The organism is Bacillus sp. XB1, assembly GCF_053557995.1.
On record NZ_JBNRIL010000001.1, the window covers coordinates 2,278,163 to 2,300,252 of the forward strand.

The 22,090-nt window shown below is 34.8% G+C and carries 25 protein-coding genes and 3 pseudogenes; 9 read left to right on the forward strand and 19 right to left on the reverse strand.

Annotated features, from left to right (window positions below):
• Positions 1-219 precede the first annotated feature (219 nt).
• Positions 220-1,389: an N-acyl-aliphatic-L-amino acid amidohydrolase gene (amaA, locus tag ACK1U5_RS11650; protein ID WP_001082785.1), complete on the reverse strand. Its 1,170-nt coding sequence runs from the start codon at positions 1,387-1,389 to the stop codon at positions 220-222.
• Between the two features lie 337 nt (positions 1,390-1,726).
• Between amaA and ACK1U5_RS11655 the strand changes: the two genes are divergently transcribed.
• The 5 genes from ACK1U5_RS11655 (at position 1,727) to dltD (ending at position 6,052) form a co-directional block, all read left to right on the forward strand.
• Complete coding sequence (locus ACK1U5_RS11655; RefSeq protein ID WP_000440293.1) at positions 1,727-1,873, forward strand: teichoic acid D-Ala incorporation-associated protein DltX; 147 nt, start codon at positions 1,727-1,729, stop codon at positions 1,871-1,873.
• A gap of 12 nt (positions 1,874-1,885) precedes the next feature.
• Positions 1,886-3,400, forward strand: a complete 1,515-nt coding sequence (gene dltA, locus ACK1U5_RS11660) for a D-alanine--poly(phosphoribitol) ligase subunit DltA (protein ID WP_069604782.1) — start codon at positions 1,886-1,888, stop codon at positions 3,398-3,400.
• Positions 3,397-4,572 (forward strand): D-alanyl-lipoteichoic acid biosynthesis protein DltB, encoded by a 1,176-nt coding sequence (gene dltB, locus ACK1U5_RS11665; protein WP_000127953.1) that lies wholly within the window; start codon positions 3,397-3,399, stop codon positions 4,570-4,572. Before dltA ends, dltB begins: the two co-directional genes overlap by 4 nt.
• Positions 4,573-4,640: 68 nt before the next feature.
• Positions 4,641-4,880 carry a D-alanine--poly(phosphoribitol) ligase subunit DltC gene (dltC, locus tag ACK1U5_RS11670; protein WP_000807310.1) on the forward strand — a complete coding sequence of 80 codons (240 nt, stop codon included), beginning with the start codon at positions 4,641-4,643 and terminating at the stop codon, positions 4,878-4,880.
• The gene (gene dltD / locus ACK1U5_RS11675) at positions 4,877-6,052 is read left to right on the forward strand and encodes a D-alanyl-lipoteichoic acid biosynthesis protein DltD (RefSeq protein ID WP_001030268.1); all 1,176 of its coding nucleotides are present in this window, start codon (positions 4,877-4,879) and stop codon (positions 6,050-6,052) included. Before dltC ends, dltD begins: the two co-directional genes overlap by 4 nt.
• A 21-nt stretch (positions 6,053-6,073) precedes the next feature.
• Here dltD and ACK1U5_RS11680 read toward each other — a convergent pair whose 3' ends face one another.
• The gene (locus ACK1U5_RS11680; RefSeq protein ID WP_069604781.1) at positions 6,074-7,162 is read right to left on the reverse strand and encodes an NAD(P)H-dependent flavin oxidoreductase; all 1,089 of its coding nucleotides are present in this window, start codon (positions 7,160-7,162) and stop codon (positions 6,074-6,076) included.
• A 115-nt stretch (positions 7,163-7,277) separates the two neighbouring features.
• Here ACK1U5_RS11680 and ACK1U5_RS11685 point away from each other — a divergent pair, with 115 nt between their 5' ends.
• Positions 7,278-8,198, forward strand: coding sequence for a S66 peptidase family protein (locus ACK1U5_RS11685; protein WP_069604780.1), 921 nt, complete (start codon positions 7,278-7,280; stop codon positions 8,196-8,198).
• A gap of 27 nt (positions 8,199-8,225) precedes the next feature.
• On the opposite strand, the gene ACK1U5_RS11690 is transcribed toward ACK1U5_RS11685, so the two are convergent.
• The 3 genes from ACK1U5_RS11690 to ACK1U5_RS11700 all read right to left on the reverse strand — a co-directional run bounded on the left by ACK1U5_RS11690 (position 8,226) and on the right by ACK1U5_RS11700 (position 9,686).
• A complete protein-coding gene (locus ACK1U5_RS11690; protein ID WP_000435266.1) occupies positions 8,226-8,624 on the reverse strand; it encodes an SseB family protein in 399 nt (132 codons plus the stop codon).
• 86 nt (positions 8,625-8,710) lie between these two features.
• On the reverse strand, positions 8,711-9,265 hold the full coding sequence (locus ACK1U5_RS11695; protein WP_000184430.1) for a cysteine hydrolase family protein: 555 nt from the start codon (positions 9,263-9,265) through the stop codon (positions 8,711-8,713).
• 10 nt (positions 9,266-9,275) lie between these two features.
• The gene (locus tag ACK1U5_RS11700; protein ID WP_000439753.1) at positions 9,276-9,686 is read right to left on the reverse strand and encodes a carboxymuconolactone decarboxylase family protein; all 411 of its coding nucleotides are present in this window, start codon (positions 9,684-9,686) and stop codon (positions 9,276-9,278) included.
• A 126-nt stretch (positions 9,687-9,812) separates the two neighbouring features.
• Between ACK1U5_RS11700 and ACK1U5_RS11705 the strand changes: the two genes are divergently transcribed.
• Positions 9,813-10,265 (forward strand): Lrp/AsnC family transcriptional regulator, encoded by a 453-nt coding sequence (locus ACK1U5_RS11705; protein WP_001175505.1) that lies wholly within the window; start codon positions 9,813-9,815, stop codon positions 10,263-10,265.
• Positions 10,266-10,365: 100 nt separating this feature from the next.
• Positions 10,366-10,548 carry a DUF3913 family protein gene (locus tag ACK1U5_RS11710; protein ID WP_000707107.1) on the forward strand — a complete coding sequence of 61 codons (183 nt, stop codon included), beginning with the start codon at positions 10,366-10,368 and terminating at the stop codon, positions 10,546-10,548.
• A gap of 29 nt (positions 10,549-10,577) precedes the next feature.
• On the opposite strand, the pseudogene ACK1U5_RS11715 reads toward ACK1U5_RS11710, so the two are convergent.
• From ACK1U5_RS11715 to ACK1U5_RS11775, 13 genes and pseudogenes are all read right to left on the reverse strand, one after another.
• Positions 10,578-10,955 (reverse strand): annotated as a pseudogene (locus tag ACK1U5_RS11715) (AbrB/MazE/SpoVT family DNA-binding domain-containing protein); the annotation flags it as partial.
• 56 nt (positions 10,956-11,011) lie between these two features.
• Positions 11,012-11,788, reverse strand: coding sequence for an ABC transporter permease (locus ACK1U5_RS11720; RefSeq protein WP_000475428.1), 777 nt, complete (start codon positions 11,786-11,788; stop codon positions 11,012-11,014).
• The gene (locus tag ACK1U5_RS11725; protein WP_000528818.1) at positions 11,788-12,690 is read right to left on the reverse strand and encodes an ABC transporter ATP-binding protein; all 903 of its coding nucleotides are present in this window, start codon (positions 12,688-12,690) and stop codon (positions 11,788-11,790) included. Before ACK1U5_RS11725 ends, ACK1U5_RS11720 begins: the two co-directional genes overlap by 1 nt.
• A 14-nt stretch (positions 12,691-12,704) precedes the next feature.
• Complete coding sequence (locus tag ACK1U5_RS11730; RefSeq protein WP_113710733.1) at positions 12,705-13,496, reverse strand: ABC transporter permease; 792 nt, start codon at positions 13,494-13,496, stop codon at positions 12,705-12,707.
• A complete protein-coding gene (locus tag ACK1U5_RS11735) occupies positions 13,493-14,191 on the reverse strand; it encodes an ABC transporter ATP-binding protein (protein WP_030024219.1) in 699 nt (232 codons plus the stop codon). Before ACK1U5_RS11735 ends, ACK1U5_RS11730 begins: the two co-directional genes overlap by 4 nt.
• Positions 14,188-14,568, reverse strand: a complete 381-nt coding sequence (locus ACK1U5_RS11740; RefSeq protein ID WP_000687512.1) for a GntR family transcriptional regulator — start codon at positions 14,566-14,568, stop codon at positions 14,188-14,190. Before ACK1U5_RS11740 ends, ACK1U5_RS11735 begins: the two co-directional genes overlap by 4 nt.
• Positions 14,569-14,784: 216 nt before the next feature.
• Positions 14,785-15,180: pseudogene (locus tag ACK1U5_RS11745) on the reverse strand (ribonucleotide-diphosphate reductase subunit beta); the annotation flags it as partial.
• A gap of 129 nt (positions 15,181-15,309) precedes the next feature.
• On the reverse strand, positions 15,310-16,083 hold the full coding sequence (locus tag ACK1U5_RS11750) for a GIY-YIG nuclease family protein (protein WP_000274263.1): 774 nt from the start codon (positions 16,081-16,083) through the stop codon (positions 15,310-15,312).
• A gap of 189 nt (positions 16,084-16,272) precedes the next feature.
• Positions 16,273-16,851: pseudogene (locus ACK1U5_RS11755) on the reverse strand (ribonucleotide-diphosphate reductase subunit beta); the annotation flags it as partial.
• A 154-nt stretch (positions 16,852-17,005) separates the two neighbouring features.
• Positions 17,006-19,090, reverse strand: coding sequence for a class 1b ribonucleoside-diphosphate reductase subunit alpha (gene nrdE, locus ACK1U5_RS11760; protein WP_001215839.1), 2,085 nt, complete (start codon positions 19,088-19,090; stop codon positions 17,006-17,008).
• A complete protein-coding gene (nrdI, locus tag ACK1U5_RS11765; protein ID WP_000959447.1) occupies positions 19,077-19,436 on the reverse strand; it encodes a class Ib ribonucleoside-diphosphate reductase assembly flavoprotein NrdI in 360 nt (119 codons plus the stop codon). The genes nrdE and nrdI overlap by 14 nt, the downstream gene beginning before the upstream one ends.
• A gap of 477 nt (positions 19,437-19,913) precedes the next feature.
• The gene (locus ACK1U5_RS11770; protein WP_000502197.1) at positions 19,914-20,231 is read right to left on the reverse strand and encodes a hypothetical protein; all 318 of its coding nucleotides are present in this window, start codon (positions 20,229-20,231) and stop codon (positions 19,914-19,916) included.
• Between the two features lie 99 nt (positions 20,232-20,330).
• Complete coding sequence (locus tag ACK1U5_RS11775) at positions 20,331-20,525, reverse strand: hypothetical protein (protein ID WP_000356684.1); 195 nt, start codon at positions 20,523-20,525, stop codon at positions 20,331-20,333.
• A 329-nt stretch (positions 20,526-20,854) separates the two neighbouring features.
• Here ACK1U5_RS11775 and ACK1U5_RS11780 point away from each other — a divergent pair, with 329 nt between their 5' ends.
• A complete protein-coding gene (locus ACK1U5_RS11780; protein ID WP_000619549.1) occupies positions 20,855-21,433 on the forward strand; it encodes a GNAT family N-acetyltransferase in 579 nt (192 codons plus the stop codon).
• Between the two features lie 35 nt (positions 21,434-21,468).
• On the opposite strand, the gene ACK1U5_RS11785 is transcribed toward ACK1U5_RS11780, so the two are convergent.
• The gene (locus tag ACK1U5_RS11785) at positions 21,469-22,071 is read right to left on the reverse strand and encodes a hypothetical protein (RefSeq protein WP_000703099.1); all 603 of its coding nucleotides are present in this window, start codon (positions 22,069-22,071) and stop codon (positions 21,469-21,471) included.
• Positions 22,072-22,090: the final 19 nt, after the last annotated feature.

The following is a 22,090-nucleotide window of genomic DNA, read 5'->3' on the forward strand; positions in this document are numbered from 1 at the left end:
ATCCATCCTATTGATAATAATTATCAATTTCAACTACTTTTAGATTAATTGACATTGATTATCAATGTCAACAACTATTTTTAAAAAAATGATTAAAATGTACAAGCTTGTCCGTTAGCTATTCATATACTATGAATGAGCATAGTTCTTTCTCAGCCCTCTCTGACGGAAAGAAATAAAAGCAACTGCAATAGAGTGCAGTTGCCTTTTTTTGTTTTTCTATGATTTTAGTAATCTTATAGTCGTCTCTAAAAATAGCTCCACTCCACAAATTAATGCTGATTCATCCACATCAAATTTCGGATGATGATGTGGATAACAAGTATATATATTTTCATTACCTGTTCCTAATTTAATGAAACAACCGGGTGCTTTTCTTAAATATGCTGAAAAATCTTCCCCACCCATAGAAGGTTCAAGCTTCACAACACGCTCATTCCCAAACAAATGTAGTGCACTTTCTTCTACTATTTTCGTAATATATTCATCATTAATAACCGGATCATATCCATATCGATACGTATATGTATACGATCCTCCATGTGCTTCTGTAATTCCTTTCACAATTTTCTCGATTTTCCCTTCTGCTTCCACCCTCAATGCTTGATTAAATGAACGAACGGTTCCCATTAAAGTTGCTGTACTAGGAATAATATTGTCAGCCGTTCCCCCATGAAATTGTGTAACTGAAATAACCCTTTGCATAAAAGCACTCGTATTTCTTGATACGATATGTTGTAAATTTGTAATAATCTGTGCTCCGATAGCAATAGGGTCTATCGTTTCTTCTGGCCGCGCCGCATGTCCTCCTTTGCCTTGAATTTCAACTGTAAATACGTCTGGTGCCGCCATCATCGGCCCATACGCAATTCCTACCTTTCCGCTTTCCAATCCAGACATAACATGTAAACCTATTACATAATCAACACCGTCCATTACACCTGCCTCAACCATTTCTTGTCCCCCACCGGGATACACCTCTTCTGCGTGCTGAAAGAATAGACGAATCTCACCTGCAAAATCTTCCTTTATATTTGATAGCACCTCTGCTGTGCTTAATAAAATAGCTGCGTGAGCATCGTGCCCACATGCATGCATCATTCCTTTATTCACAGATGTATAAGATTTACTTGTCTCCTCTTGAATTGGCAAAGCATCTATATCAGCTCGAATCGCAATTACTTTCCCTTGCTTCACACCTCTTTTAATTGCTAGTACACTATACTTCGTCGGTCTCGTTACTTCAAAAGAAGAAAATGAGCATAATGTATCATATATAAATTGCGAAGTTTCTTTTTCATGAAATGATAATTCCGGATACTTATGGAAGTGCCTTCTCCATTTCACGATATTTTCTTCCGAAATTAGATTCTTCCACACTCTATTCATGATAATTTCCTCCTTTTCAAAAGAACTAGAAATTTAAAAGTTTACTCCGTCTTGAATGATTAATAAAAACAAATACTGTATTTTTACGTATTCTTATAGTCCACTTTTATGTATTCACACAATCCACTTTCTATTTACATGTCAAACCCATTACAAATTCATACTGAATGTAATATAATTGCTAAGTTAGGGATTTTCTTTTTTAGTATTTAGTGCTAATATCAAAAAAGAGCCTTTTGACTTATTTTTACCTAAAATGTGGGATTTTGTTTTTTTCACAATAATGTAGGACATGATACCTACAAAGAGCTATTATTTCATTAAGAGAGGGAAAGACATGGAAAGATTAAAAGAGATATGGTCTCGACCACTCACACAATGGGTTGCAAAGACGGTTTATTATCTTGCAATTTTATTTGCATTACTTTGGTTGTATGGATTCCATGATACAAACACAAGTACATTTATTTACAATGAATTCTAGGGTGGGAACGTTATGAAGTTATTAGAACAAATTGAAAAGTGGGCTGCAGAAACGCCTGATCAAACCGCTTTTGTTTGGCGAGATGCGAAAATTACGTACAAACAATTAAAGGAAGATTCTGATGCGTTAGCACATTGGATTTCTTCTGAGTATCCAGACGATCGTTCACCAATTATGGTGTATGGCCATATGCAACCTGAAATGATTGTTAACTTTTTAGGATGTGTAAAAGCTGGACATGCTTACATTCCTGTAGATTTATCTATCCCAGCTGATCGTGTACAACGTATTGCTGAAAATTCTGGTGCGAAATTACTTTTATCGGCAACAGCAGTAACTGTAACTGATTTACCAGTTCGCATCGTAAGTGAAGACAACTTAAAAGATATTTTCTTTACTCATAAAGGGAACACTCCAAATCCTGAACATGCGGTAAAAGGTGATGAGAACTTCTACATTATTTACACATCAGGAAGCACAGGTAATCCGAAAGGGGTTCAGATTACTTATAACTGCCTTGTTAGCTTTACAAAATGGGCTGTAGAAGATTTCAACTTACAAACAGGGCAAGTATTCTTAAATCAAGCACCTTTCTCTTTCGATTTATCTGTAATGGATATTTACCCATCATTAGTAACAGGTGGTACACTTTGGGCAATCGATAAAGATATGATTGCGCGTCCAAAAGACTTGTTTGCTTCTTTAGAGCAATCGGATATTCAAGTATGGACTTCCACACCTTCTTTCGCTGAAATGTGTTTAATGGAAGCATCTTTCTCTGAGAGTATGCTACCGAACATGAAAACATTCTTATTCTGCGGTGAAGTGTTACCAAATGAAGTGGCTAGAAAATTAATTGAGCGTTTCCCAAAAGCAACAATTATGAATACTTACGGTCCAACAGAAGCTACTGTCGCTGTAACAGGTATTCACGTTACAGAAGAAGTGCTTGATCAATACAAATCACTTCCAGTTGGCTACTGTAAATCAGACTGTCGCCTTCTTATTATGAAAGAAGATGGAACGATTGCACCTGATGGTGAAAAAGGTGAAATCGTAATTGTCGGTCCAAGCGTAAGCGTTGGATATTTAGGAAGCCCTGAATTAACAGAAAAAGCATTTACTATGATTGACGGTGAGCGCGCCTATAAAACAGGCGATGCTGGCTATGTTGAAAATGGTCTTCTATTCTATAATGGTCGTCTTGATTTCCAAATTAAGTTGCATGGTTATCGAATGGAATTAGAAGAAATTGAGCATCACCTTCGTGCGTGTTCTTACGTAGAAGGTGCAGTTATCGTTCCAATTAAAAAAGGTGAGAAATACGATTATTTATTAGCGGTTGTTGTTCCTGGGGAGCATTCGTTTGAAAAAGAATTCAAATTAACATCTGCAATCAAAAAAGAACTCAATGAGCGATTACCAAACTACATGATTCCACGTAAATTCATGTATCAATCTTCTATTCCAATGACACCAAATGGAAAGGTAGATCGCAAAAAATTATTGAGTGAGGTTACAGCATGACCGCATATGGATCATTTTATTTTTTCGCTATAGTGGGCATTTTATTAATACCTACTATCATAGCTGGATTAAAAGGTAAAATGTTGCGTAAATATAATGCAGTATTAACATTAGTCATGCTTGCTATTATCTTCTCAGATAAACCAAAGCAAGCAATGATGTTAGCCGCATTTATTATTTGGCAATATGCCCTAATTAAAGGCTATTTAATTTTAAGAAAACAAAATAATAGTACATTCACATTTTGCATAGCTGTTATTTTATCGATTTTGCCTCTTATTTTGGCAAAAATCGCACCATTTGCATCGTTACTACCTGAGTTAAAACTTGTTGTTTTTCTAGGTATATCTTACGTAACATTCAGAGCAGTTCAAATGGTATTTGAAGTTCGTGATGGTTTAATTAAAGAGCTTTCTTTCTTTAACTTCTGGGAATTCGTTTTATTTTTCCCTGCGATTTCAACAGGACCTATCGATCGTTACCGTAGATTCCAAAAAGATATTCAAAAGCCACCTAGCGCTGAAGAATATCAAAATTTACTATATACAGGACTAAATCGTATTTTCCAAGGTTTCTTGTATAAATTTATTATTGCTTACTTAATAAAGCAATATTGTATGGATCCAGCATTCGCTCAACACGATACAATCTTTTCAAATATGATTTACATGTATAGCTATAGCTTATATCTATTCTTTGATTTTGCTGGTTATAGCTCTTTTGTAATTGGTGTAAGTTATATGATGGGAATTAAAACGCCAGAAAACTTTAATAAACCATTCCTTAGTCGTAATATTAAAGACTTCTGGAACCGCTGGCACATGAGTTTATCATTCTGGTTCCGTGACTTCATCTACATGCGTTTCGTATTTTTTGCAACGAAGAAAAAGTTAATTAAGAACCGTTACACAATTTCGTATATCGGTGCATTTTTAAACTTCTTCATTATGGGAATTTGGCATATCCAAGGAAGCGCTGTTGCGCAGTATATTATTTATGGTCTCTATCATGCCGCACTGTTTATTTTATTCGATATTTTCGAACGAAAAAACAAGAAGCATAAATTTTGGCCAAACAATAAATTCACACGCATCCTTGCGATTGTAATTACGTTCCACATTGTATGTTTCGGTTTCCTAATCTTCTCTGGACACCTTAACAGATACTTTTAATGCACCCTTCTTATTCCATTAAGAAGTTGCACATATAATATATTTCGGATATAAAGGAGATTTTAAAAATGGCAGAATTCAAAGAGCAAGTATTAGATATTTTAGAAGAAGTATGTGAAAACGATATTGTGAAAGAAAACTTAGATGTTCAATTATTTGAAGAAGGTATCCTTGATTCTTTCGCTGTAGTATCTTTATTAGTTGAATTCCAAGAGCGTTTAGATATTGAAGTTTCTATTTCTGATTTTGACCGTGACGAGTGGGCTACACCAAACATGGTTATTAAAAAGTTGGAAGAAATCCGATGAACAAAGCAAAATTTGGTCCGATGCTTTTAGCATTGGCCCTTTTTGCTGTATTCTTACTTATTCCAACGCGCTTCCTACTTCCACTTTTAAGTGATGAAAAAGTAGAACAAGCTGCCACTTCTTTAAAAGAAGAAAAAATTCAAAGTATGATTTTACAGCAAAAGATGTTAGCAGATCCAAAATATCTTCCGATGTACGGTTCATCGGAATTCGCACGTATGGATGCTTTCCATCCATCTAATTATTTTAAAGTAAAGCCTGAAGGATTTACGCCATTCCTTCTTGGACGCGGCGGAACACAAGACCTTGTACATGTGTTAAACTTCGCATCTACAATGGATCAATTGAAAGATAAGAAAATGGTATTCGTTCTTTCTCCGCAATGGTTTGTACCACAAGGTATTGACGAGACGCACTTTGCACCTAACTTTTCAAAACAACAAGGTTACCACTTCATTTTCAACAATGATTTAAAACCTGAAATGAAAAAACAAATTGCAAAGCGTTTATTAAACTTTGAGATTGTAAAAAAAGAAACTTTATTAAAAATCTCGCTTGAAGGCATCGCTTATGATGATACGAAGTATAAAGTAAAAGCACTTGCTGCTAAACCTTTCGCTTATATTTACCGTAACATTTTAGATCGTAAAGATTTATTTACAGCTATGTTTAATATTAAACCGCACAAAGAGAAGCTCGATCCTTCATTAAAACAAATGAACTGGGAAGAAGCTCGTAAACATGCGGATCAAACAGGTGCAGCAGAATCTGGATCTAATGAATATGGTATCGAAGATGGTTACTTCAATAGCAAAATTAAGAAAAAATTAAAGCAACGTGAAGGTTACTTAAAAAATGATGCTTACGACCAATCGCCAGAATATGAAGATTTACAAATTGTACTTGATTTATTAAAACAATCTGGTGCAAAACCACTCTTCATTTCTGTTCCTGTAAAAGGTCCTTGGTACGACTACGCTGGCTTCCCAAAAGAACGCCGCGAAGCATACTATAAGAAAGTTCATGAGCAAATTGAAAAAGCTGGTTATCCAATTGCCGACTTCTCAAATCATGAATACGATAAATACTTCTTAAAAGATCATATGCACTTAGGTTGGAAAGGCTGGGTTTACATCGACGAAGCCATCCAACAATTTTATAAAGCAAACTAATGAAAAGACCGCTTGAATTACTCAAGTGGTCTTTTTGTATATATTTTGTAATTGTTCGATTGCATTCTCTGCTTCTTTCATAACTCGCTCCACTACATGCTGAGCTGATTCGATTCGAGCTAATGATGCTGCCTGTCCTGCCCAAAGTGACATATATTCTTCCTTATTTTGCTTCGCTGCCTCTTGGCGTATTTTAGAAGTTAATACGTTTTGCACTGGATACATCGGTAGCCCTTCTTCTTTTCCTTCATGTCTCTCTATAAATTCATTCCGAATACCCCGCGCATATTTCCCAGAAAACGCACGAGTTACAGTTGTGCTCGTATCTGTACTATGTAAAACCGCTTCTTTATACACATCGTGCGTAATACTCTCTTCACTTGTTAAAAAGGCCGATCCCATTTGAACACCTTCTGCTCCTAGTACCAATGCCGCAACAAGCCCTTGTCCGTTCATTACACCACCTGCTGCGACAATTGGGATATGTGGAACAGCCCCTACTAACTGAGGTATCAACGCAAAAGTACCAATCATAGCATCTCGTTCTTTCCCAATAAATGTTCCTCTATGCCCTCCTGCTTCGCTACCTTGCCCAATAATAATCTCTACTCCTAGCTCAGCAAGTACTTTCGCTTCCTTCACATGGGTAGCTGTTCCGATAACTTTTATTCCACTTCTTTTTAAATCATTTATTTCTTCTTTTTCTAACGTTTGAAATGCAAAGCTAACGACCGGTACTTTTTCATCTAATAGCACTTGTAATTGTTCCTTATAGCTTTTTGGAAGCTTTAACGTTCCTTCTACTTCTATACCTAATTCTCTATTCACTCCGCTTAGTAATACTTTCGCCTCATTTACCTTCTCTTCTTCTATTTCTATCTCTTTCGTTACAAGTAAATTAACACCGAAAGGCTTATCTGTTAGTTCTCTTATTCTATAAATCGCTTCACGAATTTGTTCTGGGCTCATATAGCCCGCTCCGAGCGTCCCTAATCCTCCGCTATTACTTACTGCTGCAACAAGTTCTGGCGTCGTAATCGCGCCTGCCATACCGGCTTGAACAACGGGATACTCAATTTTTAATATATCTGTTACTCGACTTGTAAACATCATTTTCCCTCCTATTTCCCTTATATCTTCTTTATTTGATAAGCTTTCCCCTGCTTTTGCAAGGGTTGAACTTCATATGAAGCGAATATATTGAAAGAGAAGGAGGCTGAGCTTAATGATTTATCCAAATGCATTAAAACAAGGTGATACAGTAATGATCATTGCACCATCTGGTCCACCTACAATCGAAAATGTATTACAAGGTGTGAATGTATTACAAGAGATGGGGTTATCCGTAATAATCGGGAAGAGCGTTTACGAGAAATATGGATTTTTAGCCGGAAGTGATCAAGTTCGGCTTGACGATATACATGAAGCATTTACAAATAATGAAGTGAAGGCCGTTTTCTGTGCACGAGGTGGTTACGGAAGTGCTCGTCTCCTCCCTCACATTCAATATGAAATCATTCGGCAAAACCCTAAAATCTTTTGGGGATATAGCGATATTACAGCTTTACATACTGCTGTTTCACGTTATGCAAAGCTTATAACATTTCATGGTCCGATGATTGAAGAACTAGGAAAAGGTATTGATTCCCTATCTTTATCCTCTTTCAATCAGCTATTCCATCCGTATTCAACCATTTTATCTGCATCAGAATGTATCGTATCTAGCTCTCACAGTACAGTTACAGGTACGTTAGTTGGCGGAAATTTAGCTGTGTTAACAAGTATAATTGGCTCGCCCTACGAGATAAATACGGACAATACACTTTTATTACTTGAAGACATTGGTGAAGAACCGTACCGCATTGACCGTATGTTAAATCAGCTACTTTTATCTGGAAAGTTTAATGAATGCAGGGGCGTTATTTTCACAAGTTGTCACGACTGCACTCCTTCAAAGCCATCTCAATCATTGCAAGCAATATTATATGAATATTTCGTACCATATTATATACCGGTCCTATTCGGTTTACCAATTGGACATATAAGTCCAAACATCGGTATTCCACTTGGAGCTACAGCGACAATAAACACGAATAATAAAACAGTCTCTATTTCTTCCGGTATAGCCACTCCATATTCAAATTAAAAAGGAAAAGCGATTACGCTTTTCCTTTTACTTATAATAATTAAAAATTCGTCCAGATGAGATATCTGCAATTTCTTCTGGAATAAATGTTTTACTTATATCAGTACCAACATTTAATACAGCTGTAGCATCTTTCTCAATGCTACCAAATAACTCTTTCCCACGTATCGTAATAAGGGGCGTTCCTTCTGGCAACACATCTTTTACAAATTCCATTTGTGTAAAGAACGGAACGATCCATCTACCTTCTCCTTGGAAATGACGCAAACGAAGTATTCCCTCTGTTGCCCCGTCCTCTGCTTCTAGTGAACCAGCAACATAAAACTCAGTAGATAAGAGCAATTCATAAAATTCCTTTTGCTTCTGTTTATCATCCCCTGCTACAACAAGTACCTCTTCTAATTTCTTTACTGAAATTTGCTCCATATGATGCCACCCCTATTTTCAAAATGATTGTACTTAGATTATACGAAATATTCTTATTTTTTTCCACATAATTTGCAATTATTTTCTTAAAATAATTTTAATACTTCTTTTGTCGTCACAATCGTAGCAAACTCTTCATGTAAATTTACAAGTGTCATATTGTGAATATCTTCTGCACTATACTCCTTACCATCTAAACCTTTACGGTTAAAAGTAGCCGTTGCATCACTCACTAAATATGTTGTAAATCCTAAATTCCCTGCCATTCGTGTTGTAGTTTCCACGCAATGATTTGTCGTTAATCCTACAACCACTACTGCATTACATTTGTTCTTTCTTAATTGCTCTTCTAAATTTGTCCCAATGAACGCGCTGTTAACGAATTTCTGAATAACCACTTCACCAAGTAGTGGTTGCACTTCTTCTTTAAAGTTTACCGTTTCCGCTCTCTCATAAAACATTGACTGAGCATTTTCTTTATTTACATGTTGAATATGAAAAACTGGTCGTTCCCTTTTTCTCCATTCTTCTAATAAAATTCTCATGTTTTCTTCAGCAAAAATATTATTTCTCTCGCCCCAATCTGGTAATTGAAATGCCTTTTGTACATCGATTATGATAAGTGCTATTTGATTTGTCATCATTTCCCCCTTAATTTGGCTGTAATTGAAATAGAAAACCAAGTTGTTGTGACGCAGTAATAAAGCAAACATAGGCGCAAAGCTCTACAATTTCTTTTTCTGTCCAATATTGTTTTAATACGTGAAACATAGTATCATCTATTGCTTTTCGGTCATGAACAAATGTATGCGCAAAAGTAACGGCTACACCAATCTCCTCTGCCTTTTGCATATCATCAGGTCTTCCTTTTGCCATACAGTACGGACATTCATTCCCATACGCTAATGTTCTTCTCACTTGCTCCTTCAACTCTGCTGAAAGAGTTCCTTTATTGTACAGTGTATCTTCTAACGTACTCCACGAATGTAATATATCCGAATTATGCCCTAATAACTTTTGAAACTTTGTATCTCCTACATTTGATAATGAAATTCTCTCCATCATTTCCCCTCCTATTTCCTTCTGTTTTATTGTAAAATAAATAACGTTCACTTTACATTTCATATGAATCTTAATTTATATTTTCCCTTTACAAAAATCATCATTTTACTGGAGGTATATTTACAAATGCAATTAGACCGTGTTGATCGGAAAATTTTAAATGAATTATATAATGATAGTCGCCTTTCGATGCGTGAATTGGCGAAACGAGTAAACTTATCTGCTCCATCTACTTCAGAACGTGTTCGTAAGCTCGAAAGCGAAGGTGTTATTCAAAAATACACAATCGATATTGATTATAAAAAAGCAGGACTCGTTTTAGATTGTATTTTAGAAATCACTTTAAAAAATGGTGATACAACACGTATGCAACAGTTTATTCAATCTTATCCATCTGCAAGTTTTTGTTACCGAGTAACAGGAAGCTTATGCTACATTGTAAAAATTTCTGTTCCTTCACTCGTTGAACTGGAAGAATTTATCAATGATGTTTCTTCATATGCAACGACCGTTTCTCATATCGTATTATCAGAAGTATCTCTTACTCCTGATATTGAACATATCTTCCCAGAAGATTAATTTATTTTTATTCATAAAATATAAAAAAACCCCTTACAATAAGAATAAAAATAATATATTATGTATTAAAATACATAAAGTTCGAGAAAGGGGCTTTACATTGAAAATCTGGTTTTATGAAAAAACGGCACAATTAGATGACTTGCTTGGTATTTGGGACAATGTTCCGACCATCCCACGAATTGGTGAAAAAGTGGAGATTTTAAAGACGGTCCGCACTGTTACAGATATTAAATATGTAAAGAACGGTAATAATTTTCGTGTAGAAATTATTACAAATTAAAAAGTAGCTCCTAAGGAGCTACTTTTTAATTATCTATTATGTGCTTTCTTTATAACGATTTTATCTTCTTCTACAGATACTGTTACATAATCATTTTCTTTTAACCGAAGCTTATTTACAGCCTCATCTGGTAACTCTATGGCCATCAATCTATCGGTTACGATCACTTGACTATACACTTCATTTTCTTGGGATGAACTCACTACTTTTTGCTCATTTATAAAACGTACTCGTGGCACGCCAACTTCTTTTACTGTACGCCATTGTTTCCAAACATAAGGAATTAACCAAAGTAATCCAACAACTGTAAGACCGATACCAATCCATAAATTACTTTGCGCTTGTAATTCAGTAATTGAGATTGTACCACTTTCTTCTCCACCGAAAAATTGCATACTTGTTGCAATCTAAGTGAATTTTATGTAATAAAAATCCCCGTTTTTACAAGCGGGGATTTCTTTTATTATAATACGTCACGTTTTTGGAATAATGCACTTGATGCTACAAGTAACACAACAAAGTATGCAACTACAAGTAATAATGAAGTTGTAAACGTAAATTCTGTAAATGTTGGTTCCATTCCACCATTGATTAATTTATTACTATCGTAAGCTCTTAAATCCAAATGGTTGAATACTACAAACTTCGCTACACCTTTTGCAAACATTATTAATACCATATTAATTGCACCTTGTAAGAAGAATAGGAACATCGTAATAATTAATGGTAATACAGATTTTCTAAAGACATTTGCTAGGAAAAATGCAAGTGTTGCAAAAAAGAACGGTGAAAGTAGTTGATATAAAGTTGACTTCATTACGATTCCTAACGTTAATTCTGTTTTACTACCATCCATTACAATACCGCCAATAATCATTGCAATTAGCATACCAGCTAATACGATAAATAACATTGCTAATAACACTGTAATATATTTAGAAAATAAAACTGCAAGTCTTTTTCTTGGACGGATTAACAATTGTTTAATTGTACCTTTTTGGAACTCATCAGTAAGAGTACGGGCAGCAAGTGTAATCCCAAAAATCGTTGTAAATAAAACAATTAAGCCAATCTCTGAGTTTGCATAATCTAAATATGATCCCTTAAACTCATCACCTTTTCCCCACTTCAACATTGCTAAAGTACCTAAAATTTCGAGTGCCGCAATGACACCAATTAAAATATACATACCTTTTTTCGCATGCAACTTTAAAAATTCATTTTGAATTAATTTAAACATTACGCTTTCACTCCCCCAGTAATCGCTAAGAACTCATCCTCTAAAGTTTTATTTTGAACAGTAACGCCATATACAAGCACATCAGCATGAACAAGTTTTTTTACAAGTTGCGGAATGTTGTCTTTTGTTACAGATGCTACAATTACATTCCCTTTTGCTTTACCTTTAATGATTTCATTTGCTTTCTGAACTTCACCTACTTCAAACGCTACAACGGCTGCCTCATCATGTTTCACTTTTTCATGTAAGTTGTACTCTTGTACAAACTCACCTTGTTTAATAATAACGACGCGATCACACATTAATTCAATTTCACTCAATAAGTGACTTGATACGATTACAGCAATATTCTCTTCTTTCGCTAAACGTTGTAAATAATCACGAATTTGGCGAATACCAGCTGGATCTAATCCATTTGTCGGCTCATCTAAAATTAAGATTTTCGGCTGATGAAGTAATGCCTGTGCAATTCCTAAACGTTGTTTCATACCAAGTGAATATGTTTTCACCTTTTTATGAATCGCATGCTCTAATTCAACAAGCTTTACAATCTCAGCAATGCGCTCTTTACTAATTGGTGTAATGGCCATATTCGCAAAATGCTTTAAGTTTTGCATTCCTGTCATATAATCATATAGTTCAGGATTTTCTACAATCGCTCCAATTTGCTCTAGTGCCTTTTCACGCTCCGAGCGAATACTATGTCCACAAATTGTAATATCGCCCTCTGTCATTGAAATAAGACCTGTCATCATACGGATCGTCGTCGTCTTACCGCTACCGTTCGGCCCAAGGAATCCGTATACTTCTCCTTCACGAACCTCAAATGATAAACCACGAATAATTTCCGTTCCACCAATCCTTTTTCGAACATTCTCTAACTTTACTACTACGTTTCCCAATGCTGATTCCTCCTTTAGACTTCTAGTTTTTTATCGATAATGTGACCTGTAACTACTAGTAATATAATTGTTAATAAACAATTAAAAAATAGATTTAAAATTGTAACCTCTGTACCAGAATAAAATGATGTATTTAAAAAACCATTTTGATCTATAAATCCAATATTATTTATAGCAAACACATACTTTTCTATTTGCTGAAAAATATACGTTATTCCTCCATTAAATGCGGTAAAAATGACGAATAAAACTAAACAAGCAACTTTATTCATCGATGATTTCACATTGAATAGTTTTACAATTACTATAATAAAATAAATAGAAACTAGCATATTAAGAAAATCTAGTCCCCATAAGAAAATAGATAACATATGATGTAATATTCCATAATTATATAAACTGTGTATTGCTTGCTGAATACCTAAATTAGTTTTTCCATTGTAAATATTTAAAGAAAAATAGTATAGAAAAATGATTCCTATTCCTAGCAAAATCATAAAGAGTAGTACACAGAATAAAATATTTGCACATATATACTTTTTTGCTGAAATAGAAGTATAACGTAGCATAGAGTTTTTTAACATTTTCCGAAAAGACGATATACCTGTTAAAAGAATTGCAAATCCATTTATACCTAGTACGATAAAGAATATAATAATAATTATATCTTGCCTACCTGAAATTCTAACTCCTGAAACTCCTTTCATATTAAATAAAAGAATGAATGAAACTGTAATAAAACCAAAGTAAATAATGGCTATCTTTCTCTTATTACAATTATACAGATAATGAAAAAGCTGACTCATTTCTCATAGGCCTCCTTAAACAGCTCATGTACTGCTTTACCCTTTTGAAATCGTAGTTCTTCCACATTTTCATGCAATATTATTTCTCCATCTTTCAAAAAGATTACTTCATCGAATATATTTTCGATTTCTCTTATTAAATGAGTCGATATAAGTAGCGTACAATCTTCACGATAAAATTTAAGTATTAGCTCAAGTACATGTTCTCTAGAAACAAGATCTATCCCGCCCAATGGCTCATCCAGTACGTATAGCTTCGCTTTTCGAGAAAATGTTAAAATAATCTGCAGCTTCTCAACCATACCTTTTGACAATGCTGTAATTTTTTCTTCTAACGGTATTTTAAATTCTGCAATCGTATCTACCGCTTTTTGAATATCGAAGTCTTTATAAAAATCTCGGTAAAAAAATAAAGCATCTTTTACAGTCATCCAATCATCAAAGACTGGCTTATCGGACATAAATGAAACGATTTCTTTCGTCTGTAATCCTACCTTTTTACCGTCTATTGTAATACTACCTTCAGAAGGGTGTTGCAAGCCTGCAATCATTTTCAATAACGTCGTTTTCCCGCTCCCGTTATCTCCAACAAGCCCAACGATTTTCCCTTCCGTAATCTCTATGTTTAATTCACGGATCACTGCTTTTAATCCGTATCTCTTCCATAAGTTTTCTATTTTCAATAGCTCTGTCATTGGCTCTCCTCCCTCTTATCATGTAATGAAGAACGAAGAATTGTAAGAATTTCTTCTTCTGAAAAACCTAAATTGTCCATTCCATCTATAAAAGAATGAAGTAATTCTTTCGCCATCTCTTTTCGCAGCTCCATAATTTTCTCCCCTTCATTCGTTACATACCGTCCCATTCCTCTACGTGTGACAACAACTCCATCCCGTTCTAGCTCTTGAAATGTACGCTGAATCGTATTTGGATTCACTTGTAATTCACTCGCTAATTCACGGACAGAGGGAATTTTATCACCAGGCAATAAATGTCCTGTTACGATCTCTTTTTTTATGTATTCCATTACCTGAATGTAAATTGGTGTATTTGGAGAAAACTCTATTTTCATTTCTTCCCTCCTTTTGTATCGGTGTACTAGTTAAATAATACACTGATACAAAAGGTTTGTAAATACCCATTTAATTACAAAAAAGTTCTATCCGTTAACCGAATAGAACTTCCCAAATATAAATCGCTATACAAAAATAATAGTGTTATGTAAACAAAATTATAAAGAAAAGCTGTCTTATCAATCAATAAGACAGCTTTTCCTTATAATCCTATATTAAAAGTTAAACACGAAGTCATCGTCAGCTAACTTTTCAACGTTCGTTGCTTTTACGTAACCATTTCCTTTTACAGAGAAGAAATCATGGTTTTTCGTATCTGTACGTAAACCATTTAAAACGATTGGGTTAATTTCTTCTTCTTCAAACTTCGGCTCAAGCCCTAAGTTCATAAGCCCTTTATTTGCATTGTAACGAACGAAACGATTTACATCTTCTACAAGACCGATAGAAGTGTAAATTTCTTCTGTATAGGCCATTTCAATTTCATATAGTTCCATTAATAACTCTTGTGTTTCTTTTTGCACTTCTTGTTGCTCTTCTACAGAAAGTTCTGCGAAGATTTGTTGTGCTAAAATACCGACGAATACGCCGTGAATTGACTCATCCTTTACCTTCACATAAGTTCGCTACTCCTATGCCGTTTATACAGCTTACAGTTTCCTGTAAGAAGAGACTATATCATCTACCTTCTCAGGTAGCCCTCCATTTCGATTTAAGGGATTCTCACCCACCGCTTGGCCCTACTCCTCTTGCGGAATTTCACCGCCATTGGGATAGTCGTTGAACGTTCCTTTATCTACGTATCGCACCCACCACTGTTTATACAGTTTTCGATGTCTGATACGGCTTCCTGTGCCGCTCGATAACCCATGTTTTCTTTCAATGGATGCATTAGATTCACCGGCTTGTAGCATCTGAACGATATCCAAAAACATTTCAAGAGTCACACGTCCCCTTGTTTTCAGTTGGTGTTCAGATTTAACCGGCATATAATTTTGCACTTTTCCCCAAAGATATTTATAACGTTTCTTATGTCGAATTAAAGATACATAATTAGGATGAAGATTATACATATCAGCAATTTCTGGATTTGTCTTTCCGCACTTTAGTAGTTCTACAATCTCAAAAAATTGTGCATCTGTAATTTTTGATTGTGGATTTTTTTCACCTATAACACGTTGCCTTTTCTTCTCTAATTGTTCTTCAGTGAATTTAATTCCACCCAATCCTTCTCCGCCTAACGTCAAGTTATAGCCATTATTATAAGAATCATACAGCCAAATATACTGTTGCTCAATCTCACTCAATTCTTCCAATGAACATTCTATTTCCTCTAGAATTCCATATTCTAAAGTGGATTCATATTTACAGTATACTGCTTGTAAATACCTATTATAATGTGTACCACTCTTTAACATCCACATATGTTCCCTAATTCGTTTTAAATTTGAAACGTTCACATCTTTACCAATATAATACTTCCCATTGATTTTTAAATAGTAAATTCCGTACATGTTATCGCTAGATAAAGGCTTCGCTGCTGATTGCCCTATCAGCTATTCTCCTTTCCATCTATTGATAGTTAGAGAATAACCTGAATGCATATATTCATCAATAATAATACAGATAAATTTACAATAGGGGGTCCCAGCAATTAAAAGGGTTTTTCAATTGGTATCTCTACCAAAAGCCGCCATAAGTTAACGGATAATAAGGTTAATAATTTCACCACTTGCCGTCAGTTTACCTTGACCAGCTAAGTAAAGTGGATAGAAAAATCCACTATAGAATAAGTAACTTTCTAAGAACACACTTGCTACCATTGCCATGTATAACTCTTTTTTCGTTACTTCAGGCTTTAATAAACGACGATAGTAACTAGTAATAATACCAGCTTTTTTCTCAAGTAACGGATGATTGTCTACCCAGTCAAAAATATCATCAATTTCTTCTTCTGTAGCTAATGTTGTGAAAATGTGACTATAACTTTTCGCATGTACTTCTTCCATAGCTCCCATGAAAGCTAATACACTTTTCGCTTGTAAATTTTCAAGATGAACAAGTACAAGTGGCATTCCTTCGCCACCTTGTTTCGTATCTAAAAGTGTTAAACCACCTAATACACGCTTATAAGCAATTTGCTCTTCTTTCGATAATTGCACCCAAGTATTTTTGTCAGACGAAACCGCGATTTCTTCTTCTGTCCAAAACTGAGCGATGTTTTGCTTCCAAAACATTAAACTGAAATCATCTTCCTTTTTATTCCAGTTAACAGCGCGCATTGAATCACCCCTATATCTATTATTGTTCTACTGAACGGTTAAATTTCCATCTAACAATGAAAAGCTAACCGTTTAGTAGAACAAACCAAGTATGAGCAGGGTTCATAACCCTGCTCATACTATTGGGTTATTCATTTAGTATGGCAATATGCCATTAAACGGTACAAGCCACACACTCTTCCACGCTTAATTTACGTGTTCTCGTATAATACAGACTCTTTAAGCCTTTTTTATGTGCATAGATGTAGTAACGTGCTAATTCACGTGTTGAAATATCACTATTAACGTAAAGAATTGTACTAATTCCTTGGTCAATATGTTCTTGAATTTCTGCGATTAAATCAATTAATTTAAACTGATTCATATCGTAAGAAGATTTATAGTACCAGAACGTATCTTTTGATAAATACGGCATTGGATAATATGTTGTCGCATTCGCATATGTTCTTGATTCGATTTGACTTACGATCGGCATTACGCTTGAAGTTGCATTTTGAACGTAACTGATTGATTGTGTTGGAGCAATGGCAAGACGATATGAGTTGTATAAACCATTCTTCTGCACTTGCTCTTTTAAACTTGTCCAATCTTCTTTTGTCGGAATATGAATTCCTTCAAATAGTTGCTGAACTTTTTCAGTTACAGGACTGTAATCTGTCGTTTCATACTTTTCGAAGTATGTGCCATTCGCATAATCAGATTTATCGAAGTCTTTAAATGTCTCGCCTTTTTCTGTAGCGATTTCCATACTTTTCTCAATAGAATAGTAATTTAACATCATAAAGAATGTACGAGCGAATTCTTTCGCTTCTGCACTTTCATAAGCGATTTTATTTTTTGCTAAATATCCGTGTAAGTTCATTGCTCCAAGTCCAACTGAATGAAGCTCGTCATTTGCTTTTTTCACAGTTGGTGCATTCGGAATAATCGTCATATCAGAAACAGCTGTTAAAGCTTCCATTCCCGCATGAACTGCTTCACGAATTTCTTTATTTTCCATTACGTTTACGATATTTAACGATCCTAAGTTGCAGTTAATATCACGACGGATAATGTCATCTGTACCGTAATCATTTATTTCTGAAGTTTCTTGAAGCTGGAAGATTTCTGTACATAAGTTCGACATCTTCACAGTTCCAATATCCTTCAATGGATGTTGATTATTTGCATTTGATTTAAACATTAAGTATGGGTAACCAGACTCAAGCTGAATCATAGCGATTTTAATAAGCATATCACGTGCACTAATATCTAGTGGCTTCTTCTTCACTTTCGGATTGCTCATTAATTCATCGTACATTTCATCAATGTCAATATCATCTAAATGCTTGCCATATTCTTTATAAACCGTATAAGGCGCGAAAACATGGAAAGGTTCGTTTTTCTCAGCAAGCTCAAAGAACTTACTTGGAACGATAATTCCGATTGATAGAGACTGAATACGGCTCTTCTCATCGGCATTTATTTTTTTTGTATCAAGGAATTCAATAATATCCCAATGGAAAATGTTTAAATATACTGCACCGGCACCTTTTCGTTGGCCAAGCTGATTCGCATATGAAAACGAATCTTCAAGCAATTTCATAACAGGTACTACGCCACTTGCAGCGTTGTCGATACCTTTAATTTGCTCACCACGTGCGCGTAGCTTAGATAAGTTTAAAGCTACTCCCCCGCCGATTTTTGATAATTGCATCGCAGTATTAATGTTAAAGCCAATTGAATTTAAGCTATCATCCATCTCTAACAAGAAACAAGACACCATTTCTCCTCTTCTGCTTCTTCCCGCATTTAAAAAGGTTGGTGTCGCTGGTTGGTAGTTTTGTTTTACAATCATGCTTGCGAATTGTCTTGCTTTCGAAACATCACCGCGTCCTAAGTATAATGAAACAATTGCTACACGATCTTCATAGCTTTCTAAGTATTGTTTTTGATCATTCGTTTTTAACGCATAATCTTTGTAGAACTTAGATGCTGCCATATAAGATTGGAACTCGAAGTTTTCACCATAAGCGATGTTATATACTTCCTCTACTTCCTCCAAGCTATACTCGTCCAGAACGTTGTAATAGTAATCATGTTCTTTCATATACTCCATTCGCTCTGCCACGCTATTAAAAGGAACGGTATTCTCTCTAGCTTCTTCCATAAAGACTTCTAATGCCTCTTTATCTTTATGAAGCTGATAAAAACCGTCCTGCATTTGCGTGATTTCATTATTCAGTTCAATGTGTCGCAATCTCCCGCACCCTTTCCTTAAAATATTCTACATCGTTATTTGTTCCAGATAACTCAAATTTTGATACAATAGGCACTTCATATTTAGTAGAAATCTTGTCAGCACTTGCACCGAACATGTCTCCCCAGTTACGATTGCCGCTTGCAGATACGCCTTTTAATTTTTCATTATTGCGCTCTAAAAAGTCTAAAACACGTTCTGGTACATTTCCAAAACCTGTTGTATACGTAATAAGAATAAAGTCTTCATCTATTACTAGATCTTCATCAATTTGAACGGCCGGCATATTTAATTTGTGAATGAAACGCTTCACGTTTCCTGTCATAGAATCATATGCAACTAACATTTCCGACCCTCCCTCTCAAATCTATATTCTCTATATGTTGTTCTTGATTTCTCTATATATTGTATTACGTTTCAAAATAAGACACAAGATATATGTATAAATTCTTTCTTTTTTTAACTTTTACTTTTCGACATGATAGCCGTTTTTTTTCAATACAATGACTATGAAACAACATTCTAAAACTCATGTCAATAAAGTGCTTTTCAAAAAAGTTGTCAACGAATTTAACCTTATTTTTAAAAAAGTTAACAATATATTTTGTCATAAAACGGTAGATGCTGAAGAAATATATTTCTCCAGCATCACGCAAAAAAGAACAGATATGAAACTATAATCTGCTCTAAAAAACGATTACATTTATCAAATTTACCTTATTAAATATATTATACATATACTTTCGTTTTTCGTTACATACTAAAAGATAACTATTATAGAAAAAGATTATTATTATGGAACTTCAATTTATTTATGAAAAGTTTATTCAGAGTACTCAATGCGCAAAATATCTTTTACAAATATATGATGTGGATTTTCATCTTTATCAAGCATTGTACATACAGGAGCCTCTTCATCAAAGTATACAATCAGTCCTTCTACGTACTGATATGTATGTTGAACTTGTACAGTTACTTTAATTTCTATTGCTTCTTCATATGCTCTTTTTATTTTCTGAAGCATTTTTGCTGAACATTTTCGTTTCTCTGGATACATAACCATTCCCATAAATCGATTGCCGGCTCTATCTTTCCACATATAATCCCAATGTGGTAAAATGCCTTGTTTAAAATCGCCCATAATTCCCCTCTCCTTTATCTTTTATTTATCCCGCATGAAACGTCCGTTTGGTGAAGGCTACTAATCAGTGAGAGATGCCCTGCTGATCAAAATTCTCCTTTATGAACGTGGCGTTTCTGAATATGTATAAATCACTTGCCCGCCTCGCTGTGCGTTACCAATGAAATGCTTAAAGTCTTCTCTATTTACAACAACTTCTCTGAACGTATAAAATACATCTTTCGTAACAACATACTCCTTTATTTCACCATTTTTTAGCTGATCTAAAATTGTATTTGCTAATTCTTTATCCATGTATTTCACCTCTCTGCAATATTTTATCTTATATTCTATGGGTCAACAACTGTAAATTTATCCCGCTATTTGCAGGTAGTCCGATTGGTGTTGACTACTAATCAGTCGTAGAATGAACAAAAAATCTTACTGATTAACGTTTCACTTTATCTCGTTGTTATGCCATGATTTTATTTTCGTTATTTCGCAAACAATATTGTTTTACTATATGTCCACTAAATATCATATACTAACATAGCTACTTCTCTATATCAAACATTTCGGCATTCAATTATGCAAAGTTCCATACCACTATGCTACAATATACAAATAGAACTAGGAGGGATACTATGATTCGGAAAGCAAAAAAGACAGATGCAATGGCAATAGCTCCTTTATTGTATAATGCTCTGCATGAAATTGCTGAAAAAATCACAGGTAGCACAGTTGAAGCAGAAGTATTACTAGGACTTGAGACATGGTTCTCAAAAGAAAATAACCGTCTGAGCTACGAAAACTGTTTTGTCTATGAACAAGACGAGAGTGCAGTTGGAATTATTGTCGCTTATCACGGTAGTGAAGCAACACAGCTTGACGCACCAATTGTATATCACTTAAGAGCATTACATAAAGATGAATCAATTACGTTAGAAAAAGAAGCTGAGCTTGATGAGTATTACATTGATACATTATCAGTTTCAAGTGCACACGGCGGAAAAGGTATAGGTTCTAAATTAATTGAAGCTGCCGAAATCTATGCAACTGAAAAAGGGCATAAAAAAATCGCTTTACTTGTTAATTTAGAAAACAAACGCGCCTATTCACTATACGAAAAGTTAGGTTATAAAAAAGATGAAATTGTTATGCTAGTAGGGGAACCTTATGCTCATCTCGTAAAACCATTAAACGTCAAAATTTCTATATCTTAAAAAGAAAGCACACGATTTATATAAATCGTGTGCTTTTATGTTAAATTTGTATTTAATATATTTCCATCCATCGCCTCGTGAAACGTATATGTTGTACATCCCCATGGCTCTCTGTGCAAAATAGGAGAACCAGACCATCCCATCGCTCTCAGTTCGGCACCAATCATTACATTCACATAATTATGACCTACAAGAGCTATACTTCCATGTACGAGAGCATAACGATGTAACAGGTAAGCCGCTTGCCTTACCCTCTCTCTTACTTCCTTATAAGACTCAACACCTTTATGGTAGCCAAGTATCCATAATGTTCGTCCAATGAACATCCATACCTTAATTGTGCATTTCAACCACTTCGGAGCAAAAAAGCATGAAGGAACTTCAGCTTCTCTAAAAAGAGAATTTTGCATAAAAGATAAAGAATCCGTCAATTCAGCTGCTGATTGTACAGCACGCCTTTGATCACTTGTTAAGACAAATTTCGCTGCTTCAATTGCCTCTATTGTTTCTATCGGCATTTTAGCTTTTTGTATCATTGACTCGGAATCATACTGTTTCATCCATTCGTGAAATGAATTAATTGTCATCGGTTCTCTTATACGACTTAAACAACCATGACGAATAAAAGAAATCTTCATTCTTTTCACTCTCCATTCA